At 68.6% G+C, this 22,137-nt stretch carries 22 protein-coding genes; 12 read left to right on the top strand and 10 right to left on the bottom strand.

Annotation, left to right across the window (positions count from 1 at the left end; all coding sequences use genetic code 11):
- Positions 1–116 precede the first annotated feature (116 nt).
- The 4 genes from AC5RUH_RS07705 (at position 117) to AC5RUH_RS07690 (ending at position 2,832) form a co-directional block, all read left to right on the top strand.
- On the top strand, positions 117–326 hold the full coding sequence (locus tag AC5RUH_RS07705) for a dodecin (RefSeq protein WP_494001908.1): 210 nt from the start codon (positions 117–119) through the stop codon (positions 324–326).
- Positions 327–333: 7 nt separating this feature from the next.
- The gene (locus AC5RUH_RS07700) at positions 334–588 is read left to right on the top strand and encodes a hypothetical protein (RefSeq protein WP_494092637.1); all 255 of its coding nucleotides are present in this window, start codon (positions 334–336) and stop codon (positions 586–588) included.
- Between the two features lie 187 nt (positions 589–775).
- Positions 776–1,180 carry an ArsR/SmtB family transcription factor gene (locus AC5RUH_RS07695; RefSeq protein ID WP_494128270.1) on the top strand — a complete coding sequence of 135 codons (405 nt, stop codon included), beginning with the start codon at positions 776–778 and terminating at the stop codon, positions 1,178–1,180.
- On the top strand, positions 1,177–2,832 hold the full coding sequence (locus AC5RUH_RS07690; RefSeq protein ID WP_494128269.1) for a SulP family inorganic anion transporter: 1,656 nt from the start codon (positions 1,177–1,179) through the stop codon (positions 2,830–2,832). Before AC5RUH_RS07695 ends, AC5RUH_RS07690 begins: the two co-directional genes overlap by 4 nt.
- 24 nt (positions 2,833–2,856) lie before the next feature.
- On the opposite strand, the gene AC5RUH_RS07685 is transcribed toward AC5RUH_RS07690, so the two are convergent.
- Genes AC5RUH_RS07685 through AC5RUH_RS07675 form a run of 3 tightly spaced genes read right to left on the bottom strand, consistent with a single transcriptional unit; the run spans position 2,857 to position 5,313 of the window.
- Positions 2,857–3,363, bottom strand: a complete 507-nt coding sequence (locus AC5RUH_RS07685; protein WP_494001904.1) for a hypothetical protein — start codon at positions 3,361–3,363, stop codon at positions 2,857–2,859.
- Positions 3,364–3,391: 28 nt separating this feature from the next.
- On the bottom strand, positions 3,392–4,513 hold the full coding sequence (locus AC5RUH_RS07680) for a glycerate kinase (RefSeq protein ID WP_494001903.1): 1,122 nt from the start codon (positions 4,511–4,513) through the stop codon (positions 3,392–3,394).
- A complete protein-coding gene (locus AC5RUH_RS07675; RefSeq protein WP_494128268.1) occupies positions 4,510–5,313 on the bottom strand; it encodes a glycerophosphodiester phosphodiesterase family protein in 804 nt (267 codons plus the stop codon). Before AC5RUH_RS07675 ends, AC5RUH_RS07680 begins: the two co-directional genes overlap by 4 nt.
- A gap of 48 nt (positions 5,314–5,361) precedes the next feature.
- Between AC5RUH_RS07675 and AC5RUH_RS07670 the strand changes: the two genes are divergently transcribed.
- Entirely contained in the window at positions 5,362–6,042 is a 681-nt protein-coding gene (locus AC5RUH_RS07670) for a hypothetical protein (protein ID WP_494013401.1), read from the top strand.
- A gap of 20 nt (positions 6,043–6,062) precedes the next feature.
- Here the strand turns inward: AC5RUH_RS07670 and AC5RUH_RS07665 are convergent, their stop codons facing one another.
- From AC5RUH_RS07665 to AC5RUH_RS07645, 5 genes are all read right to left on the bottom strand, one after another.
- Positions 6,063–6,887: an HAD family hydrolase gene (locus AC5RUH_RS07665; RefSeq protein ID WP_494024900.1), complete on the bottom strand. Its 825-nt coding sequence runs from the start codon at positions 6,885–6,887 to the stop codon at positions 6,063–6,065.
- 37 nt (positions 6,888–6,924) lie between these two features.
- The gene (locus AC5RUH_RS07660) at positions 6,925–7,839 is read right to left on the bottom strand and encodes a carbohydrate kinase family protein (RefSeq protein WP_494013403.1); all 915 of its coding nucleotides are present in this window, start codon (positions 7,837–7,839) and stop codon (positions 6,925–6,927) included.
- A gap of 41 nt (positions 7,840–7,880) precedes the next feature.
- Entirely contained in the window at positions 7,881–8,666 is a 786-nt protein-coding gene (locus tag AC5RUH_RS07655) for an alpha/beta hydrolase (RefSeq protein ID WP_494013404.1), read from the bottom strand.
- A gap of 23 nt (positions 8,667–8,689) precedes the next feature.
- Positions 8,690–9,769: a LacI family DNA-binding transcriptional regulator gene (locus AC5RUH_RS07650; protein WP_494001897.1), complete on the bottom strand. Its 1,080-nt coding sequence runs from the start codon at positions 9,767–9,769 to the stop codon at positions 8,690–8,692.
- A gap of 134 nt (positions 9,770–9,903) precedes the next feature.
- Positions 9,904–12,447 carry an ATP-dependent DNA ligase gene (locus AC5RUH_RS07645; protein ID WP_494013405.1) on the bottom strand — a complete coding sequence of 848 codons (2,544 nt, stop codon included), beginning with the start codon at positions 12,445–12,447 and terminating at the stop codon, positions 9,904–9,906.
- Between the two features lie 82 nt (positions 12,448–12,529).
- Here AC5RUH_RS07645 and ku point away from each other — a divergent pair, with 82 nt between their 5' ends.
- Positions 12,530–13,384 (top strand): non-homologous end joining protein Ku, encoded by an 855-nt coding sequence (gene ku, locus AC5RUH_RS07640; RefSeq protein ID WP_494001895.1) that lies wholly within the window; start codon positions 12,530–12,532, stop codon positions 13,382–13,384.
- 79 nt (positions 13,385–13,463) lie between these two features.
- Here the strand turns inward: ku and AC5RUH_RS07635 are convergent, their stop codons facing one another.
- Positions 13,464–13,706 carry a DUF2630 family protein gene (locus AC5RUH_RS07635; RefSeq protein WP_494024901.1) on the bottom strand — a complete coding sequence of 81 codons (243 nt, stop codon included), beginning with the start codon at positions 13,704–13,706 and terminating at the stop codon, positions 13,464–13,466.
- A gap of 148 nt (positions 13,707–13,854) precedes the next feature.
- On the opposite strand from AC5RUH_RS07635, the gene AC5RUH_RS07630 reads away from it, so the two are divergent.
- The 5 genes from AC5RUH_RS07630 to AC5RUH_RS07610 all read left to right on the top strand — a co-directional run bounded on the left by AC5RUH_RS07630 (position 13,855) and on the right by AC5RUH_RS07610 (position 19,049).
- Entirely contained in the window at positions 13,855–14,598 is a 744-nt protein-coding gene (locus AC5RUH_RS07630; RefSeq protein WP_494128267.1) for a GntR family transcriptional regulator, read from the top strand.
- 289 nt (positions 14,599–14,887) lie between these two features.
- Entirely contained in the window at positions 14,888–15,877 is a 990-nt protein-coding gene (locus AC5RUH_RS07625; protein WP_494109615.1) for a phosphotriesterase family protein, read from the top strand.
- 48 nt (positions 15,878–15,925) lie between these two features.
- Positions 15,926–16,879, top strand: coding sequence for a phosphotriesterase family protein (locus AC5RUH_RS07620; RefSeq protein ID WP_494024904.1), 954 nt, complete (start codon positions 15,926–15,928; stop codon positions 16,877–16,879).
- A 125-nt stretch (positions 16,880–17,004) separates the two neighbouring features.
- Complete coding sequence (locus AC5RUH_RS07615) at positions 17,005–18,126, top strand: FAD-dependent oxidoreductase (RefSeq protein WP_494024905.1); 1,122 nt, start codon at positions 17,005–17,007, stop codon at positions 18,124–18,126.
- Positions 18,123–19,049: an alpha/beta hydrolase gene (locus AC5RUH_RS07610; protein ID WP_494109614.1), complete on the top strand. Its 927-nt coding sequence runs from the start codon at positions 18,123–18,125 to the stop codon at positions 19,047–19,049. The genes AC5RUH_RS07615 and AC5RUH_RS07610 overlap by 4 nt, the downstream gene beginning before the upstream one ends.
- Positions 19,050–19,126: 77 nt before the next feature.
- Here AC5RUH_RS07610 and AC5RUH_RS07605 read toward each other — a convergent pair whose 3' ends face one another.
- On the bottom strand, positions 19,127–20,068 hold the full coding sequence (locus AC5RUH_RS07605) for an MBL fold metallo-hydrolase (RefSeq protein WP_494128266.1): 942 nt from the start codon (positions 20,066–20,068) through the stop codon (positions 19,127–19,129).
- A gap of 216 nt (positions 20,069–20,284) precedes the next feature.
- Between AC5RUH_RS07605 and AC5RUH_RS07600 the strand changes: the two genes are divergently transcribed.
- Positions 20,285–22,024: a CocE/NonD family hydrolase gene (locus AC5RUH_RS07600; RefSeq protein ID WP_494128265.1), complete on the top strand. Its 1,740-nt coding sequence runs from the start codon at positions 20,285–20,287 to the stop codon at positions 22,022–22,024.
- Positions 22,025–22,137: the final 113 nt, after the last annotated feature.

Here is a 22,137-nt window from a genome sequence, read left to right as displayed (position 1 = left end):
AGGCGAGGGCGGCGTGCTCCGGGCCGCCGTGCCCTAGACCGCGGGGACATCGGAGGCTAGCGTTGCAGCCATCTCTCCCGCGGCGCCCGGCCCGGGACGTTCTCGAGGAGGAAAGCATGGCCAACCACGTCTACAACGTCACGGAGATTGTGGGTACGTCGCCCGACGGGATCGATGCCGCGGTCTCCAACGCCATCAACGAGGCCTCCAAGACACTGCGCAACCTCGACTGGTTCGAAGTGAAGTCCGTTCGCGGCCACCTTAACGAAGGCAGGGTCGCCGACTGGCAGGTGACCATCAAGCTCGGTTTCCGGCACGAAAGCTGACCGACCCATGAGCCAGCCACGCGATGAGGACAAACTGCCCGACGACGAGCATCTGCGCGACGACATCGGCGCCCCCGAACCGGAGAACGACTCTGCCGCCACGTTCGACGGCGAGCACTTCACGTCCAGCCTGCTCAATGCGGGGCAGCGGGTACCGGGCCTGAGCCCGGACGGCGAATACCGCCAGAGTGAGGACCCGGAGCACGAGAACGAACCCGGACAGGACGGATTCGTTCCCCCCTCCGCCCCCACCGGCGGATAGCAGGCGGGCACTCGGCACCGCTTGCGACGGGCGCGAGCGGCGGGCCGCGGGGGCGCGGGCCCGCGCGGCTAGGCGAGCGGCGGGATGGCGCGGCAAGGCCCGCTTGGGCCGTGTCGCAGCCCCTTAGCGTAGCCGCTGCTCCCGCTATATGATGGCTTTCTAAAGTAATGAACTGTAGGGAGCCCTCGTGAACCCATTCGCCGCTGCCGACGCCCCGCTGTACGAAGTCAAGGCCAACTTGTTCAAGGGGCTGTCCCATCCGGTCAGGATCCGGGTGCTGGAACTGCTTGCGGACGCTCCCGAGGTAACCGTGACCGAGCTGATGAACGAGACGGGCCAAGAGGCCTCCAACCTGTCCCAGCACCTGTCCGTCTTGCGCCGGCACAACCTCGTCCTGGCCGAACGCCGGGGCGTGCAGGTCTTCTACCGCCTGGCGTACCCTCAGGTGGCCGACCTGCTGACCGTGGCGCGCAGCCTCCTGCAGCAGCTCCTGCACACGGCCACGCAGCAACTGGCCGGCTTCGGTGCGGCCGACAACGGCTCGACGGCATCAGCCCGGGACGCGGGCACCGAGCCGGAACCGGCTCCATGAAGTCGTTGAGGGCGGCCGCCGCCCTGCTACCCGGCAAGGCCGATTACGCGGAGCTGCCGCGCACCTGGCGGAACGACCTGGTGGCGGGCGTGACCGTGGGTATCGTCGCCCTGCCGCTGGCCTTGGCATTCGGTGTCAGTTCGGGTGCCGGCGCCGCGTCGGGATTGATCACCGCGATCGTCGCCGGCATCGTCGCTGCCGTTTTCGGTGGTTCCAACATCCAGGTGTCGGGACCCACCGGCGCCATGGTGGTGGTACTTGCGCCGGTCATCGCCAGCCACGGGATATCGTCGCTCGCGCTGCTGACGCTCATGGCCGGCGTCATGGTGGCCGCCGCCGGTGTGCTGAAACTGGGCCGTGCCGTCAGCTTCATACCGTGGCCGGTCATCGAGGGCTTCACGTTGGGCATCGCCGTCATCATCTTCCTGCAGCAGGTGCCGGCCGCCTTCGGGACCGCACCGGGGCCCAGCTCCAACGCGGCCGTGTCGGCGGTCGAGGCCTTGGGCACCGCATCCATGGCGGGCTTGTTCTGGCCCGTCATCCTGGCGGGGATCGTGGCCGGCATCATGGTGGCCGCGCCGAAGATCAATCCACAGCTGCCCGGCTCCATCATCGGGATCATCGTCGCCACGCTTGTGGCCCAACTGATGAATTTGGACGTTGCACGGATCGGCGAGCTACCCAGCTCCTTGCCGGCCCCGTCCCTGCCCGCCGTCGACCTGGCCCTGATGGGCGCATTGGCCGGGCCTGCCCTCACCGTCGCGGCACTTGCTGCCATCGAATCCCTGCTCTCGGCCCGGGTGGCCGCATCCATCTCCGACACGGGCCCTTACGACGCGGACCGGGAGCTGGTGGGCCAGGGCCTGGCCTCGGTTGCCTCCGGCTTCTTCGGTGGGATGCCTGCCACCGGGGCCATCGCCCGGACGGCAGTAAACATCCGCGCCGGCGGGCGGACCCGGGCCTCCGTCGTCGTGCATTCCCTGGTGCTGCTGGGCGTCGTGTACCTGGCGACCGGGCCCGTCTCGCAAATCCCGCTGGCGGCGCTGGCCGGCGTGCTGATGGTGACCGCCGTCCGCATGGTCTCGCTGAACACCTTGCGCAGCGTCTTCGGCTCCACCCGGGCGGACACCACGGTCTTCATCGTCACCGCGGTCGTCACGGTGTCCTTCGACCTGATCCAGGCCGTGGTGATCGGCATCGTCTTCGCCGGGTTCTTCGCGCTGAGGGCGTTGGGGAATTCCAGCGGTGTCCACCGGGAGGAGATCCCCGGACCGGCCGCAGACGGCGACGAGCAGATCGCAGTCTTCCGACTCGACGGCGCCCTGTTCTTCGGCGTGGCCGACCGGGTGCTGGAGCGAGTCTCTTCCATCCGCAATGTGCAGGTGGTGATCATCCGGATGTCCCAGCTGCAGATCCTCGACGCGACCGGGGCCAAAGTCGTGGCCGACCTGGTCACGGCGCTGGAGCGCCGCGGCGTCACCGTGCTCATCAAGGGGATCCAGGAACGCCATGTGGAGTTGGCCCGCCGGGTCGGGGTCTTGGAGTCATTGCGCCACGACAGGCACCTGTTCGGCGACCTGGAAGCGGCGGTCGAGCATGCCCGCAGTCACGTCCGGCGCAACGGCGAAGCCCGGTACACACAGCAGGCCTAAGGCGCACCATCAGGCCCGCCTGCGTCAGGGGCCGTCGGCGGTGACGCCGCGACGCGCATGGCCCGCGGCCCGGTAGGCGAAAACCGTGGCCGCGATGGCCAGCCCGACGGCGATGATCCCGAACGGGTTGCACAGCGCGGTGGACATTCCCAAGGCGGACGGACCGGCCAGCAGCGACATGATGGACGCGCCCTCTCCGGCGCCGCCGCCGAAGTCCGGGACGGTGAAGCCGAAGGCGAACGCCAGCAGCCAGGCCAGCGCCGGCGCCACGACGGCCCGCACCGGAAGCAGCAGGCCGCGGCGGGCGGTCTCGAGGAGCTTCACGCCGGTCAGCAACAGCAAGACCAGCAGCACCGGGCCCAGGCTGATGCCCAGCCAGAGCACCATCTGCCCGCCGATGCCAAACAGCACCCGTCCGGCCACCACCCAGAGCGGCACCAGCACCGCCATCGGAATCGCCAGCCAAAGGACCAAGGTGCGGAGAAAACCCTGGCGGACGGCCGAGGGCGGCGGGACGACGGTGCTGCTCATGCCCTCATGATAGGCGTGCTTCCCGGGCTCAAGCCCCTTCGAGCGCCTGTTGCGTGGCCAACGTGACATAGCGTGCGGCCTGGGCCATGGCCTGTTCCCGGCTGCCTGCCGCCTCGACCACGCTGGCGGCCGCGTGCACCCCGTGTTGGGCCAGGCGGTCCGGCGCCAGGTCGATCTGCCCGGCGACGACGACGGCGGGGATGCCCCGGGCCTGGGCACGCCCGGCGACGCCCAGCGGCGCTTTCCCGAATTCGGACTGCCGATCCAGCGACCCCTCGCCGGTCAGGACCAAGTCTGCATCCGCCAGGGCGGCCTCGAGGCCCACCAGGTCCGCGACGACGTCGAACCCCGGCTCCACCCGGACCCCGGCCAGCGCCATGAAGCCGGAGGGGAAGCCGCCGGCCGCGCCGGCGCCCGCCACGTTGACGTCGCGGCCTGTTGCCTTCAGCAGCAACTGGGCCCAGCGCTGCAGCGCCTCGTCGAGCAACCGCCGCGAGACCGCGTCGGCGCCCTTCTGTTCACCGAAAGCGTGCGCCGCCCCGTCTGGCCCGTACAGCGGATTCGAGACGTCTGCCGCTATCCGGATCACGGTCTCCGCCAGGCGCGGGTCCAGGCCGGAGGTGTCCAGGTGGTCCGCGGTAGCCAGGGCCGCGCCGCCGAGCAGGACTTCGGCGCCGCCGCCGGTAAGGACCTTCAGGCCGAGCGCGCGGAGGGCCCCGGACCCGCCGTCGGTCATGGCCGAGCCGCCCACCCCGAGCACAATCTCGGTGGCGCCCGCGTCCAGCGCCGCCTCAATCAGCTGGCCGGACCCGTAGGAGTGGGCCGTGAGCGCCGACTGCACGCTGGGCTCGGTGAGCAGCAAGCCGGACGCCCGCGCGGTTTCGATGACGGCGGTCTTGCCCTCCGGCCGTTCCAGCATGGCCCAGGATGCGGTGACCTCACGCTCCAGCGGCCCCACCACGCGCTCCGTGTGCTCGGCCGCACCGGCGGAGAGGGCAGCCTCCAAGGTGCCCTCTCCGCCGTCGGCAACCGGGAGCAGCTGCACGTGGGCGTCCGGGTAGACCCGCAGCACGCCCTCGGCCATTGCGGCGGCCGCCTCGGCGGCCGATAAGGTTCCCTTGAACTTGTCCGGTGCAATCAAGACCTTCATGCGGACTCCCTCTGCGGCCAACTGCCGCGTTCAGCCATCACTTCGGCCAGAATATCGGCGCGGTCGGAGACTATTCCATCCACTCCCAGTGCCAGCAGCCGTTCCATCTCTGCGCGGTCGTTGATGGTCCACACGTGCACGTGCAGTCCGGCCCGGCGGCAGCGCCGCACAAACCCGGGCGTGACCACCGTAAACGGACCGTACTTCACCGGCACCTGCACCGCGTGGACGCGGACCAGCCGGGCCATCAGGCCCGCCAGACCTATATAGCCCAGCAAGTATATTGCCAGGGTCGCATACACGCCGGCGGATCCCGCGACGGGCCGGCTCAGGCCGCGCAGCACGCGGAAGCGGCGGCGGTCGGAAAAGGAAGCCACGAGCACGCGGTCGTGCGCGTCGTAGGCCTCGATCAGCCGGGCCAATTCGTCGGCGGCGGCCATGTCCTTCACGTCCACGTTCAGTCGCACGTCCGGCCACGCGGTCAGCAACTCCTCGAACGTCGGGATCGGCTCACCGGATATCCGGACCCGCGCCAGCTGGCCGGCCGTGTGCTCCGCCAGCTCTCCGCGGCCGTCGGTAGTACGCTCCAGCGTCCGGTCGTGGAAGGCCACCAGCACGCCGTCGCGGGTGGACCTGACATCGGTCTCCAGGTAGGCGTAGCCGAGATCGACTGCCGCGCGGAAGGCCGCCATCGAGTTCTCCCGACCGTCCAAGGAGAAACCCCGGTGCGACATGGCCAGGGGCCGGCCCTGCCCGGAACCGGGAAACGTAGGATTGAGGTACGGGCTGGCGCTGCTCACCTTCGGTACTCTACCGGCCCCGCCACGACCGCCGATGAGGAGGAGTCCATGCGTCTTGCCGTGGTGCAGGCTGCCGGGCTGCTCGGCGACGGGTCCCGGCCGCGGTGCCGGATGTGGCTGGAAGAGGCGGCCGGGCTGGGGGCACGGCTGCTGGTGCTGCCCGCGGGGTTCGCTCCGCATTTCCGCCGCGAACTGGGCGGGCTCGCGGCGGAACACAGGGTCGCGGTGGCGGCCGGCAGCAGCAGCCACGGCAACGGCCCCGAACTGTGGCTGTTCGATGCGTACGGCGGGCTCCAGGCCTGCACGGACGCCGCCGCGGTCGTGCCGCTGGAGGGGCTGCTCATCGGGCTGGCTGCGGAGGACGACGCCGGCTCGGTCGCCCTGCCGGCGCCCGGCACGTCCCGCCGGTCGGTCTCCGACGACGGCGCGCAACTGCTCGTGGTGCCCGGCGGCAGCGGCGGCCGGGACGGCTGGTTCCGTGCACTGGCCCGCCGGGGAGCTTCTGCACAGGCGGTGGCCTGGAGCGGGCCGGGCCACAGCTTCATCGCTGCACCGGGGACGGGTGTGGTGGCCGAGGCCGGCCTGTATGAAGAGCTGATCGTTGCGGACATAGAACCGCCCCGGCGCAGCCGGAGCACCGGCCCCAGCTGGTTCGCCCGCCGGTATCTGGACGAGCGTCCCGAAACCCGGCGGGAGGCGGCGCCCGCCGGAGCGGCGCGAGGCTCCTGACCGCGGGACCCACGCAGGGGTCAGACCCCGCGCGAGGCCTGCCGCCGGTCCGCCAGCCGTTCCTCGATCACCTGGGCGACGCCGTCCTCGGCGAACGCCGGGGCGCGGAACGGGGTTGCTTCCAGCGCGGTGCGGTGGCCGGAGGCCATCGCGTAGCCGGCCCCGGCCCACCGCAGCATTTCGATGTCGTTCGGCATGTCGCCGAAGGCCACCACGTCCTGGGGGCCGATGCCCAACGAACCGGCGTACTCGGCCAGGGTCACCGCTTTGTTGAGCCCCGGCCGTGCCATCTCCAGCAGCGGGTTGCCGGGGGCAGAATGCGTCACGGCGGCCAGATGCCCCACCGCCGGGCCCACCTCGGCCAGGAAGGCGTCGGGGTCGATGTCCGTCCCCCGGGCCAGCAGTTTCACGACCGAGTCGGAGCGGCGCAGGCTTTCCGGCAACAGTTTGGGCACGGTGCCGTCCAGAAGCTCCACCGAGCCGGGCTGCAGAAAGTTCGGTTCCAGCAGGAATCCCTCGGTCGTTTCCGCCGCGAACGTCACCGCCGGGTGCAGGCCGAGGATGATCCGGCGCACCTCGAGAATGTTCGCGTGGGGCAGCGTCTGCGCCGAGAGCACCCGCTCGGCCACCAGATCGTAGACCACGGCGCCGTTGGAGCAGATCACCCGGCCGCGGTGTCCGATCTGTTCGGCCAGCGGAGTCAGCCAGCGCGGCGGCCGGCCGGTCACGAAGACAATTTCCACACCCGCGGCCGCCGCGCTGCGAAACGCCCGGACGGTGCGGGGGCTGATTTTGCCGTCCCGGCCGATGATGGTTCCGTCGAGGTCGCTGGCGATAAGGCGCATTGCACCAGTCTAGGGATGCCTCCGGCGGCGCAGGCGGCTAGCCCAGCTCGTCGCGGCGCGGCGGATTCGCCCCTGCCCGGGACACCGTGATGGCCGCGGCACGGGCAGCGTGCGCCATCACGTCTTCGAGCGTGGCGGAGCCCATGTCGCGCAGCTTGCCGCGCCGGGCCGAACCGGAGAATCCCGCGTTCAGCAGCGCATCGAGCAGCCCGGACATGTACGCGTCGCCGGCGCCTACGCTGTCAACGACGGCCGACGCCGGTGCCGTGACCTCTGCCGTCCCGGCACCGACCACTCCCCAGCTGCCCTTCGCCCCGCGCGTGACCACTACCGCGGCCGGCCCCCGCTTCAACCACGCACGGGCCGTCTCCTCGACGGTACGGTCCGGGTACAGCCACTGAAGGTCTTCGTCGGAGGCCTTGACCACATCGGCCAGGACCACGAACTTTTCGGCCTGCCGCCGGGCGAAGTCCCGGTCCGTAATCAGCGTGGGCCGGCAGTTCGGGTCGTAGCTGACCAGGGCCCGCGGATGGGCCCGCTGGACGGTCCTGTACACCGTGTGCGCGCCCGGCTCCAGCATGGCGGCGACGGAGCCGGTGTGCAGCCAGACCGTCTCGTCGAGCAGCCGGGGCCGGATCTTTTCGAGGTCCGGCAGTTCCCAGAGCAGGTCGAAAGAGTAATGGGCGGCACCGGCGGGATCCAGGGTAGCGGTGGCAGCGCTGGTCGGCGACGCATCCGGATCCAGCGGCACCAACACGGAGTTGCGGCGCAGATGGCCGTGGACCAGGTCCCCGAACCGGTCCTTGCCGTACCGGCCGACGAACTGGACCGGGTGGCCCAGCCGGGCCAGGCCCACCGCCACGTTCATTGGGCTGCCGCCGACGTGCACCCGCGGGGGCATCGTGTCGGAGCGGACGACGTCCACCAGGGCTTCGCCTATGACCGTGAGCACAGTGCCAACGTAGCAGAGCGCCGCCGGTTGCGGCACCGGCATCAGCCCAGGCCGGCCAGCACCCCGCGGATGCGCGCAAACGCAACAGAGGCAGGATCTATCAGCGCATAGTGGTCCCCGGGAACGAGCACCAGTTCGGCCGTCCCGCCGGCGGCCCGGGCGGCGTCGACGTAGCGCTCGGACAGTTCCCTCGGCACGTCGGCGTCCTGCTCGGCGTGGAAGGCGTAGACGGGGACCGGCAGCGGAACGTTCCGCATGGGATCGGCGAGCCGGTAGGGATGCGCGGCACCTGGATCAGCGTCCTCCGGCCGCCCGAGCAGGTTTTCGACGGCGCCGTCGCTCAGGCCCAGCTCGTGGGCGCGCGCCACATCCAGCACCCCGGACTGGCTGAGCACCGCAGCGAGCTCCACCCGCGGGGCCGCGCCGGGCACCCGCACCCCGGACTCCTCCGACCGCAGCCGGCCCCGTCCGGCCGCCCACACCGCCAGTTGACCGCCGGCCGAATGGCCCAGCCCCACCACCCGCTCGAGCGCAAATCCAGACTCGTGCGCAACGTCGGCGAGCCGGTCGATGCCGGAGGAAACGTCGTCGAACGTCTCCGGCCAGCCGCCGCCATTGCCCGCGCGCCGGTATTCGATGTTCCAGCAGACCCAGCCGCGGCTGGCGAGGTCCCGGGCCAGCGGGCGTCCGAGCTCGGCACCGTAGGCAGCGCGCCAGTACCCGCCGTGGATGATGACGACGACGGCGGTGTGCCGCCGCCGGGCGGGCACATACAGTTCCGCGTACTGGCTGGGATCCGGGCCGTAGCTGTGCCGGGTGTACTCCATCCCTGCACTGTAGCCGCCCGCCGCTAGGGAGCCCCGTTGGAGACGCTGTCCTCCACCTCGCCCGAGCCTTCGGCGCTGCCATCACCGGACATCCCCGCCACGGTGGTCCCCCGGTGGTTCAGCTTCCACGGCGCCGGCACCAGGCGCCCGCCGGCGGAGGCGCGCCCCTCCAGCCGGTCGATCAGCAGGTCCACCACGGTACCCACCAGCGGCTCCGGTCCCACCGAGCTCAGCGGCGGTTCGGAGTGGTGTCCCAGATCCGAGGTGTCCACGCCGATGATCTCCATCTCCTCCGGGATCCGGAGTCCCGCCGCGGTGGCGGAGCCGGAGACGCACAGGGCCTCCAGATCCGCAGTGGTGAAGAACGCCGTGGGCGGATCGGACAACTTCAGCAGCGTGCCGGTCTCCTCGTAGGATTCACGCCAAGACCCGTGCGTTGCACGCACCAGGTTTTCGTCCAGTTCTGCGCCGAGGTCGGCCATCGCCTGCCGGAACAACCCCAGCCGGGAACCCCGGGGACCCGGGGCGGGCCCGCCCCGGTGCAGCACGGCGATGCGGCGGTGCCTGGCAGCAAGATACGCAGCCGCCTCGGCGATGCCGACCTCCGCGTCCACTTTCAGCACGTCGAAGCCGTCAGGCTGCAGGAACTGTGACACGACCACCTGCGCCACGCCCCGGTCGGCGAGGTCGCGCAGGGTGTGGTCTTCCTCGGGCGTTTCGGTGCTGAAACCCAGGATGGCCCCGTCCGCGCCGCCGGAGAGCATGAAGTTCCGCCATGCCTCCTGGCCCAGAAGGACCACCACGCGGTACCCGTGCTCCGGCAGCACACGGTTGGCAACCTCCGCCAATTGCCGGTCCCAGGCCGAATCCAGGTTTTCCACCACGACGGCCACGGTGTCCGTCCGCCCGCGGCGCATGCCCCGGGCGGCGTGGTTGGGCACATATCCCAGCGACTTGGCCGCCTCGATTACCCGGGCTTTGGTCGGTTCGCTGATCCTCGTTGAACCCCCGTGCCGGCCGGACAAGACGTATGAGACCGTTGCCAGCGAAACGCCGGCCCGCTCGGCGACGTCGCGAATAGTCGGCTTAAATGAACTCCCCATGATGCAGTTCTGCCTTCTTCCCCAAGAATCATCCCCCGAAACTTCCCCCCAGAAGTTCCCCTTGGTAAAGACTAACGATTCATCGGCAGAATGATAGGGGTAGGGTCAAAATTTTTGAGCGGCAGCTCCGCGGGTCAGGCCTGAATCTGCGGGATTTCGACGACGACATCCGACGGCTTCTTGTCCGGCCGGAAGCCGCGCCAGACCGGGTGGCGGAGCTTTCCGGACCCGGTGCGTTCGCTGAACTGGACCTCGCCGACCAGCGCGGGCCGCACCCAGTTCGCGTCGGAGGCGTCTGCCGCCGGCACGCCCTCCAGCGGCGGGGTCTTGCGTGACATCTTCTTCAGCCGTGCACCGATTTCGGCCAGTTCGCGCTCCGTCAGGCCGGACCCGACGCGGCCGAGGTAGCTCAGCTCCACGCCGTCGGGCACGGCCACCAGCAGCGAGCCGACCTTGCGGGCGCGCGAGCCCTTGCCCGGCCGCCAGCCCACGATGACCACTTCCTGCGTCAGCTGGTTCTTGATCTTGATCCAACTCCTCGTCCGTAGGCCCGGCGCGTAGTTGCTGTCCGTGCGCTTGGCGATAATGCCTTCCAGGCCGACCTCGCGGCTGGCTGCGACCGCTTCGGCCGCGCTGGCATCCAGCTCCGGCGGCACCTGGATATGTCCGTCGTCCGGCGTCTCCACCGCTTCCTTGAGGATTTCCCGCCGCTGGGAGTATTCCAGCCCAAGTGTTGGTGTTCCGTCCAGTTCCAGCAAATCGAAGAGGAAGTACTCCACCGGGTATTTCGCGGCCGCGCGCTCGATATCCGCTTTTTTGGTAAGGTTCATGCGGTTCTGCAGGCGGCCGAAATCCGGCCGTCCTTTGGCATCGAGCGCGACGATCTCGCCGTCCAGCACCGCGGTTTGGGCCAGGACGTGGTCTGGCAGGTCGGCCAGTTCGGGGTAGGTCTTGCTCATGTCGATGCCGTTGCGGCTGACCAAGCGCACGGACCCGTCGGCAACGACGGCGACGGCCCGGATTCCGTCCCACTTCATTTCGTAGGCCCAGCCCTCCTCCTCGTCGATGGAGGCCTCGGTGCCCTGCACGGCCAGCATCGGTTTCACCGCTTGCGGCGGCCCGGCGTCGTGCAGTGCGGAGCCGGTATCATCCGCAGGCGCGGCGGTGACGACCGCCCGCCCGGCGCGCCCGGACCCGCCGCCGTCCGCCGTCCCGGCAGCAGGACGCGGCTGGTCCTTCATCAGGTGCATCAGCCAATTGTCCTTGCCGTCCTCGCCGCCGGTGCGGATCAGGGCGTAGCGACGCGGACCGGGGGGCCCGCCGTCGTTCGCCAGGCCGCCGTCGGGTCGTCCGTGCAGCACGATGATGACTTCCTTGCCCTCGCGCCACTTCTCCACTTCGTAGGTGCCGCTGTCCCAGATGGTCATCACCCCGGCGCCGTATTCGCCCTTGGGGATGGTGCCCTCGAAGGTGGCGTATTCCATGGGGTGGTCCTCGGTGTGGACGGCCAGGTGGTTCTTACCGGTCGTGACCGGCGGTCCCTTGGGCACGGCCCAGGACACCATCACCCCGTCATGCTCCAGGCGGACGTCGTAGTGCAGCCGGCGTGCGTGGTGCTCCTGGATGACGAAAACCGGTTCATCGTCCGACTCGCGCCGCTCGATCACCGCAGGCACCGGCTCGGGCGTGCGGTCCGGGTCGCGCATCGAACGGTACGTGCTGAGCCGGTCCGGCCCCGGCTCCGGCAGGGACTGCTCGTCGGCGGTGCCGCCCGCCATGCCGGCCAGCGGGTCGCCGATCTCCTTGACGCGCTCGAGCACCTGCCTGAAGTCGAGGTGAGCCAGGTCCGGGTCTTCCAGCTCGGCCCAGGTTCGTGGCACCGCCACGGTGGGGTGCGGCCGACCGCGCAGGGAGTACGGGGCGATCGTGGTCTTGGCCCAGTTGTTCTGGCTCCAGTCGACCAGCACCTTGCCCGTGCGCAGGGACTTCTTCATGTCGCTGACCACGAGGTCCGGATGGTCGGCCTCCAGCAGGCGGGCGAGTTCGTGGGCCACCTGGCTGACGTCCTCCGAGGTCTGTTTGCCGTCCAGCCCGGCGTAAAGGTGAATGCCCTTGGAACCGGAGGTCACCGGCCTCGGGTCGAGCCCCATCCCCTCGAGGATGTCCTTGATCAGGAAGGCGACTTCGACGCACTCGGCCAGCCCGGCCCCTTCCCCCGGGTCCAGGTCCAGCACCATCCGGTCGGGATTGTTGATCTTGCCGCGCGGTCCGAACTTCCACTGCGGAACATGGATTTCCAGGGCCGCAATCTGCGCCAGCCACGTCAGGGTGGCCCGGTCATTGGCCAACGGGTAGACGTTGATGTTGCTCTTGTGCTCGATGGTGTGCCGCAAGACCCAGTCGGGCGCGGACTTGTCCAGGTTTTTTTGGAAGAACACCTCGCCCGGTTCCTCCGCCGTGCCGACGCCGTGAACCCAGCGTTTGCGCGTCACCGGCCGGTCGGCGGCATGCGGAACCAGGAACTCGGCGATCTCCGAATAGTAGGCGATCACCTCCGCCTTGGTGGTCCCGGTTTCCGGGTACAGCACCTTGTCCAAATTAGTCAGCCTGAGCCGGCGCCCGTCGACGTCTACGGTCTCCTTCTGGCTGGATATCCGGCTGGAATTCTGGCTGGCCATACCGCCAGTCTGTCCGCCGCGCGGCCGGTTGGCTAGGCCCTCGCCTCTGGCTTTGTACCGCCCGCGGGTGTTCACTAGTGGCATGAGAGCCATCTGGAAAGGCGCGGTGGCGTTCGGTCTGGTCAACGTGCCGGTCAAGCTCTACAGCGCCACCGAAGACCACGACGTGAGCCTGCACCAGGTCCATGACAAGGACGGCGGGCGCATCCGCTATCAGCGCCGGTGCGAGGTTTGCGGCAAGACCGTTGACTACCAGAACATCGACAAGGCGTACGACGACGGTGAGCACACCGTGGTGATCACGGACGAGGATTTCAAGTCCCTGCCGGTCGAAAAAAGCCGCGAGATCGAAGTCGTCGAGTTTGTCCCGAGCGACCAGATCGATCCGATCATGTTCGACCGCAGCTACTATCTGGAGCCGGATTCGAAGTCGTCCAAGGCCTACGTCCTGCTCCGGCGGACCCTGGAAGAGACGGACCGCACGGCCATCGTGCAGTTCGCGCTGCGGCAGAAGACCCGGCTGGCGGCGCTGCGGGTCCGCGGCAAGGTCCTGATGCTGCAGACCCTGCTGTGGGAGGACGAGGTACGGGAGGCCAGCTTCCCGTCGCTCGAGGAAACCGTGCGGATCTCGGCGAAAGAGAAGGAGATGTCCGCCGCGCTGGTGGAGTCGTTCTCCTCCGACTTCACGCCCGGGGACTACACCGACGAGTACCAGGAACAGCTGCGGACCCTGATCGAGGCGAAGCTGGAGCAGGGCGAGGCGCTGGATACGGCAAAGACCTTCGGCACGGACGAAGAGGAAGAAGGCGGCAAGGTCCTGGACCTGATGGAGGCGCTGCGCCGCAGCGTCGAGCAGAACCGGGAGGCCAAGTCTTCCGCCGGCTCCTCGAAGAAGAAGAAGTCAGGCTCCAAGTCCGAGGCGTCAAAGGGCGCCTGACGCGCGGTAAACGGACGACGACGGGGCGGGGGACGACGGCGGGGCGGGGCCCAGCCCGCCGGGACCGCCTGCCGCTCCGCTACTGCCGGTAGTTTTCCACTTCCCCGGCCGGCCGGGTCTCAGCTTCGCCCGGGTCCTCGCCGGCCTTGCGCTTGGCACGGCGCTGGCGCAGCAAGTCCCAGCACTGGTCCAGCTGCTCTTCCAGGCGGCGCAGCTCGGCGGCGCGGGCGGCGGCCTTGTCCGGCTCCTCCGGCGTGGAGTCGCGCAGTTGTTGTTCCTTCTCGACCAACGCGCTGATGTACTTCTGGATGTCCTGGTCCATGGCACGCCCCTCCCGGCGGTAGTCACCTCAGGCTACGTCGCACGCCATCCGCGGGCTAGGGCCGCCGCCTCCTCAATGGACTGCGTTCTGTGGTTGACTTCCTGCAGGGCAATCCCGGTGGCGGGCGATGTGGAGGAACAGAAGACTCATGGCATATGGCGAGCTCGACACCTCGTCCGGGGTACCCCTGTATCGCCAGATCAGGGAAATCCTGCGCAGGGAAATAGCCGAGGGGATCGCTGATCCGCGGAAGCCAATGACCGAGGCGCAGTTGCTCAGCCGGTTCGAAGTCAGTCGGGCGCCCATCCGGCAGGCACTCCAGGAGCTTGCCAGCGAGGGGTACATCTACCGGAAACAAGGCAAGGGGACGTTCCCGGTCATCGGCACCAGGGTCCAGCGGCCGGCCGACGTGCGCTCGGGGGCCCTGTACCAATACCTCGCCGAGAGCGGACTGCGTCCGACGGGGAAGGTCGCCGGCATCGAACGGGTGGAACCGCCCGGCCGGATTCGGGACCTCCTGGGACTCGAAGCGCACGAGCGGCTCCTGCATTTCACCCGCCTGATCTCGGTCGAGGATGAGCCCCTCGTCGAAGCCGACGTCTACATTCGGGTGCCCGGGGACTTCAGCCCCACCGCCGCGGAACTGGAACGCGTTGGCTCCGCCTTCGAACTCCTCAAGAAAGAGTTCGGCATCGCACACGTCCGCGCCGAGCACGAAGCCTGGGCAACCGCGGCCACCGCCGAACAGGCCGCGACCTTCGGGGTGGCCGTGGGGAGCCCGCTGCTCGTCATCGAGACGGTCTTCTTCACCACGGGCGACCTGCCCGCCGGATGGCGCTCCGCAGTGCACCTGGCAGAGAAATTCAAGTACCGGTTCAGCACCGGGCAGTAGGCCGCGACCGCGCGGGAAATCCACCCCGTCAGCCAAAACGAAACGAGATGTTTTCCGGTCAATTGCCTTGACTTTGGCACTACATCATGTAAACCTAGTTGACAGGTAATCAAGGTCACATCAGCGGGAGCCCGCGGCCGTTAGCGGACGCCGGGCCTCCCGATGGGCTCCTCCTTCGTTTACTGCCGCCTGCACCGGTTTCGGCGAGGAATGAATCCAGAGGTCGCGGTGCATGATCCTTCCCCGCGTGACGTCTGCATGGCGTGGCGTCAGACGAAAGGTTGTGCCAATGACGGATACAACAACAACCCCCCACCCGACGGCCAATACCGTTCTTGGCCCCGTTCCCGCCCACGAACTGGGTGTGGTCGCGGTCCACGAGGCCCTGCTCTCGGTGGTCCCGGGAGCCCAGTACGCCCCGGACATCAGCATGGACCGGGCGGAGATCTTCGAGGTCCTGGCCGGAAAGCTGACCGACTTCCGCAGGGCCGGCGGCCAGACCATCGTGGACAGCACCGGCATGTTCCACGGCCGCGACGTGAAGCTGTACGAGGCGCTCTCGCGCTCGACCGGCGTGCACATCATCGCCTCCACCGGCATGGGGCCGGAGGAAATGCTCGGCGGCTACTTCCTCACCCCGCAGACCAACCCGCCGACCCCCTGGCCGGCCGAAAAGTTCGCCGACCTCTTCTCGAAGGAAGTCAGCGAGGGCATGGTGGTCCCGCGGGTCGAGCGCCGCGGAGCCGCCGGGCTGGTCACCAGCACCGCAACCCGCGAGGGCATGACCCCCACCGACGAGAGCTTGTTCCGCGGGGCGGCCCGGACCGCCCTGGCCACCGGCATCCCGGTCTCCATCCGCTACGGCGCCGACGCCCTGCACGACCTCGACGTCGTCCTGGACGAGGGACTGCCCGCCGGGCGGGTGCTCGTCGGCGGCCTGGACCGCCAGGACGCCGCGGCCGCCGGTGCGGCGCTTGAGGTGGCCCGCCGCGGTGCCTTCGTGGGCCTGGACCACGTGGGACTGGACGACGACGGCGGCTACCTCAGCGACCGCGAGCGGGCCTCACTGGTGCTCGAGCTGGTCGGGGCCGGCCACACGGACCAGGTCATCCTCTCGTCCAACGCGATCGGCGTGGCCAAGGGGCAGCCGGACTACGACCTGCCGTTCAGCCACGTGTTGACCACCTTTGTCCCCTTCCTGAAATCACTGGGCCTGGGCGACGACGACGCCCGCCGAATCCTGGTGGACAATCCGCGCAACCTGCTGGCTGTGCGCTGAGCACCGCGGCCCGCCATCAACAAGCTTTCGAAACCCTGAGGTGAAGGAATGACCAAGGTCAACACCGTGCTGGGAACAATCCCGGCTGAAGAACTGGAAATCGTGGCAGTCCACGAACACATCGGCTACGGCATGCCCGGCTCCGAGCTCGACACGCGATGGTGGAAGTCGCCGGAGCAGGCCTACGAAGAAACCGTGCCGAAGCTGCGCAGGTTCCGTGAAAACGGCGGCGGCACCTTCGTGGACGCCACCGGCATCTGCAACGGCCGCGACGTCGACTATTACAAGTCCCTCTCGGCCAAGACCGGCGTCCACATCGTGGCCTGCACCGGCTTCGTGGGCGGCGACACCGCCCTGCCGCACTTTGCACGGGCGTCGGTGGACTACCTGGCGAAGGTTTTCATCCACGAAATCACGGTGGGGATCGGCGACACGGGCGCCAAGGCCGGCGTCATCAAGGTCGGCGTGAGCCGCGGCGGCAAGATGACCGAACTCGACAAGCGGATCTACCGCGCCGCCGCCCGCGCCGCCGTCCTCACCGGGGTCCCGATCCTCACGCATCTGGCGATCGACCCCGAGCCCGCCGTGAACATCTTCAACGAGGAGGGCCTCCCGTTGGATCGCGTCCTCTTCGGCCACGCCGACGACGGCCTGAACGCACCGATCACGCCGCACGACTGGATTTACGAGCAGGGCGGCCGCATCGGCTTCGACACCTTCGGGTACGACCTCGAACTGCCCGACCCGCCGTTCTGGGGCCGCAAACGCGCCGAGCGCATGGAGCACTTCGTCAAGCTGGTGAACAAGGGCTACGCGGACAAGCTGCTCGTCTCAGCCGACGCCAACTGCAGCCCGCTGGGCTGGCCGGGCGTGAAGGGCCACACCATCAACTACATCTTCGACGACATGCTCCCGGACATGCGCGCCGCCGGCATCGACGACGCCACCATCAAGCTCCTCCTCAAGGACAACCCGGCCGATTTCCTCTCCATCAAGGCCTGACCCGCATCACTCCATCCGGCGTCACGCGCCGGCTCCGCTGCCGCCTACGACGACGGCGGCGACTCCAATCCAACACTCACCCCGAGGACGCCTGCACCGGCGCCCAGTGAAGGAACAACAGAACAATGCAGACTTTCGAAATCCAGAACCTGAAGGTGGCCGTCGTGGGCGGCGGCTACGCCGGCGCTTCCGCTGCCCTGGCACTGCTGCAGCTCGGCGCCGACGTGCACGTCTACGAGCAGGCCCCCGAGCTTGGCGAAGTAGGGGCCGGCATCGGCCTGCGCCCGCCGACCGTGGAGGTGCTGCGCAAGTGGGGCGTGTTCGAAGAGTTCGAGAAGGTCTCCGCTCCCTCCGAGGCCATCGAGGTCTACCAGGCCAACGGCGAGCTCATCGCCCGCGACCCGTGGCCGGGCATCAACGAGTACGCCCAGACCAACCACTGCCGCATGGTCCACCGCGGGGACGTCATCGAGACCCTCCTGCGCCTGCTGCCGGCCGAGCGGGTTCATATCGGGCACAAGATGATCAGCATCGCCGACAACGGCAACTCCGCCACCGTGAAGTTCGAGAACGGCGTGGAGGTCACCGCCGACCTGGTAGTGGGCGCCGACGGCATCCGCTCCAGCGTGCGCAACCAGATCTTCGGTGAGGTCCAGCCGGTGTTCTCCCACACGATTGCCATGCGCGCCGTCATCTCCGCCGACGACGCCTATGGCCTGGTGGAGAACGACAACTTCCGCGTCTACGTGGGCCAAAACGGCACCACCGTGTACTTCCTGCCGCTGCGCCACCGCAACCAGGTGTCCTTCGACATCACCGCCCCGAGCGACGACACCGCGTGGGCGCCCGAGGTCACGCACGAGTACATCGGGTCGCTGCTGGAGGGCTTCGACGAGCGCCTGCAGAAGATCGGCCAGGAACTGGACATCGCCTCGATGACGAACCGCGGTGTCTACGACATCGACAAGCAGCCGACCTGGCACACGGACAGCGTTGCCCTGGTGGGCGACGCCGCGCACGCCATGCTGCATCACCAGGGCCAGGGTGCGAACTCCGCCATGCAGGATGCCGCCTGGCTGGCCGACGCCATCAAGGACGGCTCCGACCTGCAGGACGCCCTGCGCACCTACCAGGCCAAGCGCAAGCCCATCACCGACGTGTTGCAGGACATCTCCCGCAAGCCGTTCGACATCGGTGACTCCTTCCCGGAGACCACGTCCTTCGAGAAGGGGGCGGGTGTCGAGTGACAATCCACCCCGAGATCGGCAAACTCCTCGCCACGCTGCCGCCGTTCGACCACGGCACGCGGCCCGACCCGGAGGCAAAGCGCGCGGGCGACCTGCAGTTCGTCGCGCCCGTGGAGGAACGGCTGCCACTGCACGCCGTCGAGGAGACCGTTGCAGCCACTGACGCGGGCGAGGTCCCGGTGCGGATCTACACCCCGGCGGAGGCGGAGTCTTACGGGCTGCTGGTGTACTTCCACGGCGGCGCATTCTTCTCCGGCAGCCTGGAAACGCACGACCACGTCGCGCGGGCGCTGGCCAAGGAGAGCGGCTACAAGGTCATCTCCGTCGGCTTCCAGCTGGCACCGGAGGCGCCCTTCCCGACCAGCCTGCAGGAGTGCTACGGCGTGGTGCGCTGGGCCGCCGAGCAGGGCGGGAGCCTGGCCTGGGACGGCCAGAACCTGGCTTTGGCCGGCGACAGCTCGGGCGCCAATTTCGTGGCGGCGGTGACGGCGATGGCCCATGACGAGGGCTTCGACCGGATCACGCACCAGGTCCTGTACTACCCGTCGCTGGACCTGGACTTCGACGAGGACCGCTACGCCTCGCTGTGGGAGAACGCCACCGGCTACGGCCTGGAGACCCCGGCGCTGAAGCCGTGGAACTCCTTCTACCTCGAGAGCGGCGCGGACCCGGCCGACCCGCTGGTCTCCCCGATCAAGCGCGAGGACCTCACCGGCCTGCCGAAGGCCCTGATCATCACCGCCGAGTACGATCCCCTGCGCGACGAGGGCGAACTCTACGGCCGGCGCCTGAAGGACGCCGGCGTGGACACCACCGTCAGCCGCTACGCGGGCGCCAACCACGGCTTCGTCCAGAACTTCTTCTGGATCCCGGACATGTACCGGGCCTACCAGGAAACGGGCGAGTTCCTTAACCGGGACTGACCCCACCCGCCCCGAACGCAGCGGCGGCGCGCACCCACGGGTGCGCGCCGCCGTCGTCGTTTGGGGCGTGGAGCCGGTTAGGCGTTCGTGGCGTACAGCTTGCGGTAGCCGTGCAGGGTCGTGAAGAACGGGGAAGGCTCCAGCGTCGGATCCCCGGTATAGCCGAGTTCCTCGGCCACCGAGGCGAACGGCGAATAGGGCGAGCCGGTCTCCTGCAGGCCGCCCTCCACGGAGCGGCGCGCGGCGGCGCGGACCCGGGCCTCGATGTCCAGGCTCTCCTGCAGGGCCTGCCGGGCCGTGCCGGCGTCCATCCCGATGTCGAAGGGCACGCCCTCGGTGTTGCGGTAGGGGTGGCCAAGGTACAGGCGCTTGGGACGGATCTCGTCGCGCAGGTAGCGGAGGCTGGCACGGTAGGCGTCCGGATCCTCATACCCCGGGAAGTGGTTGGCGGCGCCGTGGACCTGGACGGAGTCGCCGACAAACACCGCGTCCTGCCCGTCCACCACGTAGGCCACGGAGCCCGCGGTGTGGCCGGGGATGTGATGCACGGAGACCGTGACATCCCCGCCAAGGCTGAGGGTTTCGCCGCCCTCCAGGAGCATGTCCGGTTCCATCTCGCCCGAGATGGCATGCCCGGCCGCCTTCGCCTGCTCCTCGACGCCGTTCGGGCTGTCGAGGTACTGCCGGCGGACGTCGAGGTAGTTCTGCAAGTGCGCCTGCCGGGAGCGGAGCAACGGAGCGTCCGCCCGGTGGATGACGACCTTCGCCTTCCGGCCGGTGAGCTCCCAGAGGGCGTGGGCACCGCCGAGGTGGTCGATGTGGCCGTGCGTCAGCAGGATCCACTTGACGTCCTCGATGCGCCGGCCCAGCTTCTCCAGCTCCGGCACCATGCCCTCGACCGGTGACGTGGTGATGCCCGTGTCGACGATGGCCGGCTCGGGCGCGTCAATGAAGAAGCTGTAGAGACCGAAGCGGCCCCAGGGCGAGACCAGCGGATGAATGGTTACTTCTTGCGTCATTGTTCTCTCCTCAGCTCCGGGACCCGTTCACGGTCCTGATGGTATGGCTCGACAGCGCGGACCCTTGCCCTCGCGCGGCCTTTCCGCGCCGCGGCCCGGGCCTGGTCACCATCGTTGCACGGCATTTTATTATAATAATATAATTGAGCGTGGCTCCGGAGAGCGCGCCTGCCAGCGGGACACCTGGCACTCGAACGTCAACAAGGAAGTGCACACATGACTGATTTCACGACGTGGAATGCCGGTGGGGAGACGATCAAGATCCGCAAGGACCTGCGGATCCCAATGCGCGACGGCGTTGAGCTCGCCGCGGACACCTACCAGGGCCTGGAGGACAAGCCCCGGCCGGCGCTGGTGGCCCTGAGCCCGTACGGCAAGGAGCTGCAGGCGCTGGCGCTGACCACTCCCCCGCAGCGGCGTCCGAGCCCGATGTGGGACGGCTGCATCGAGGCCGGCGACATCGCCCGCATCGTCAAGGAGGACTACGTCCACGTGATCGGCGACCTGCGGGGGTCCGGCGACTCCGGCGGCGAACACATCGGCAACTACAACGCCGGCGGCGTATCGCTGGGCCAGGATGCGTACGACTTCATCGAATGGGTTGCCGAACAGCCGTGGTGCGACGGCAACGTCGGCATGGTCGGCATCTCCTACTTCGGCTCCATGCAGGTACTGGCCGCGGCCGAACGCCCGCCCCACCTGAAGGCGATTTTCGTCAGCGGCGGCCACTACGACTTTTACGAAACCACCTACCACGGCGGCATCATGTGGTTCATGCCCCGCGCCGCCCGCGAAGGCCGCGGCGGAGACTCCGGTTGGGCCTTCACCGACGGCGTCAAGTCCCGCATGATCGAAAAGTACTCGCCCGAGGAGCTCAAGAAGCTGGTCGCCAAGCGCCTCGAGGACCCGGACGTTGCCGCCTGGCCGAACCTGGTCCACGTGCTGCATTACCCCAAGAACCACGAAGCCTGGTTCGACATCGTTATGAACGAGCTGGACGGCGAGTGGTACGAGGAGCGCAACCCCATCACGCTCGCTCCGAACATCGACATCCCGGTCTGGCTCCAAATCGACCAGGGCCGCGGCTGGACCATGGACGGCACCATCGAGCTGTACAACTCGCTCAAGGGACCCAAGAAGCTGACCATCGGCCCCTACCCGCCCATGCAGTCGCGCCCGTTCATCGAGGAGCACGACAAGATGTTCCGCTGGTACGACTACTGGATCAAGGGCATCGACAACGGCGTGATGGACGAGCCGGCCGTGAGCGTTTTCGTCGAAGGTTCCCGCGAGACCGTCGAGGCGGACCAGTGGCCGCCGAAGGAGATCGAGTACACCTCCCTCTACCTTCGTCCGCGCCACAAGCTGTCCGCCGAGCCGGAGTTGATGGGCGTGGAGTATGCGGCCCCGGACGGCTTCTACCAGGCGCCCCTGACGGTGACCGACAAGGTGGAGATCCTCAGCTGGAGCACCGGGCCGTTCGAAGAGGACACGGAGATGATCGGCACCGGCGCCGCGCACATCTTCGCCGAGATCGACCAGCCGGACTCGAACTTCATCCTGCGCCTGTGGGACTACGCCCCGAATGGCAAGCGCCAACTGATCACCACCGGCTACCTCAAGGCCTCACACCGCGAGCTGGACGAGGAGCGCACCAGCGAGGGCAGCCCGATCCACCCGCACACCCGTGCCGTGCCGGTGGAGCCGGGGAAGATCGAGGAGTATGTCCTGCGCCTCTACCCGTTCGCCAACACCTTCAGGTTGGGACACCGGCTGGTGGCCGAGCTTTCCAACGGCGAGCCGCTGGCCGACGAGCACAACGCACTGCTGCCTCCGGACGCCTTCCACCTCCCGGTGGGACGCCCGGTGACGCACAAGATTTACCGCGACGCCGCACACCGGTCCCGGCTGGTCCTGCCCTTCACCGCCCGCAAGGCCGAGGATGGGGCGAACTAACGCGACGGCAGCCCCGACCGGCGGCCGGGCGCCCTCGAGGTGCCCCCGAGGCTTCCCCGGCCGTGGTGGTCAGCGATCCTGAACGTCACGGCCGGAGGTGCCCGGCGCACCTC

Source organism: Arthrobacter sp. Y3223166 (assembly GCF_059090935.1).
Note: the sequence above shows the minus strand (reverse complement) of the source record. Positions and strands in the feature narration are given on the sequence as shown.

Coding starts and splice junctions, on each gene's coding strand:
- AC5RUH_RS07705 (WP_494001908.1), top strand. CDS start 117: ATGGCCAACCACGTCTACAACGTCACGGAGATTGTGGGTACGTCGCCC.
- AC5RUH_RS07700 (WP_494092637.1), top strand. CDS start 334: ATGAGCCAGCCACGCGATGAGGACAAACTGCCCGACGACGAGCATCTG.
- AC5RUH_RS07690 (WP_494128269.1), top strand. CDS start 1,177: ATGAAGTCGTTGAGGGCGGCCGCCGCCCTGCTACCCGGCAAGGCCGAT.
- AC5RUH_RS07685 (WP_494001904.1), bottom strand. CDS start 3,363: ATGAGCAGCACCGTCGTCCCGCCGCCCTCGGCCGTCCGCCAGGGTTTT.
- AC5RUH_RS07680 (WP_494001903.1), bottom strand. CDS start 4,513: ATGAAGGTCTTGATTGCACCGGACAAGTTCAAGGGAACCTTATCGGCC.
- AC5RUH_RS07670 (WP_494013401.1), top strand. CDS start 5,362: ATGCGTCTTGCCGTGGTGCAGGCTGCCGGGCTGCTCGGCGACGGGTCC.
- AC5RUH_RS07665 (WP_494024900.1), bottom strand. CDS start 6,887: ATGCGCCTTATCGCCAGCGACCTCGACGGAACCATCATCGGCCGGGAC.
- AC5RUH_RS07655 (WP_494013404.1), bottom strand. CDS start 8,666: ATGGAGTACACCCGGCACAGCTACGGCCCGGATCCCAGCCAGTACGCG.
- AC5RUH_RS07650 (WP_494001897.1), bottom strand. CDS start 9,769: ATGGGGAGTTCATTTAAGCCGACTATTCGCGACGTCGCCGAGCGGGCC.
- AC5RUH_RS07645 (WP_494013405.1), bottom strand. CDS start 12,447: ATGGCCAGCCAGAATTCCAGCCGGATATCCAGCCAGAAGGAGACCGTA.
- ku (WP_494001895.1), top strand. CDS start 12,530: ATGAGAGCCATCTGGAAAGGCGCGGTGGCGTTCGGTCTGGTCAACGTG.
- AC5RUH_RS07635 (WP_494024901.1), bottom strand. CDS start 13,706: ATGGACCAGGACATCCAGAAGTACATCAGCGCGTTGGTCGAGAAGGAA.
- AC5RUH_RS07630 (WP_494128267.1), top strand. CDS start 13,855: ATGGCATATGGCGAGCTCGACACCTCGTCCGGGGTACCCCTGTATCGC.
- AC5RUH_RS07625 (WP_494109615.1), top strand. CDS start 14,888: ATGACGGATACAACAACAACCCCCCACCCGACGGCCAATACCGTTCTT.
- AC5RUH_RS07620 (WP_494024904.1), top strand. CDS start 15,926: ATGACCAAGGTCAACACCGTGCTGGGAACAATCCCGGCTGAAGAACTG.
- AC5RUH_RS07615 (WP_494024905.1), top strand. CDS start 17,005: ATGCAGACTTTCGAAATCCAGAACCTGAAGGTGGCCGTCGTGGGCGGC.
- AC5RUH_RS07605 (WP_494128266.1), bottom strand. CDS start 20,068: ATGACGCAAGAAGTAACCATTCATCCGCTGGTCTCGCCCTGGGGCCGC.
- AC5RUH_RS07600 (WP_494128265.1), top strand. CDS start 20,285: ATGACTGATTTCACGACGTGGAATGCCGGTGGGGAGACGATCAAGATC.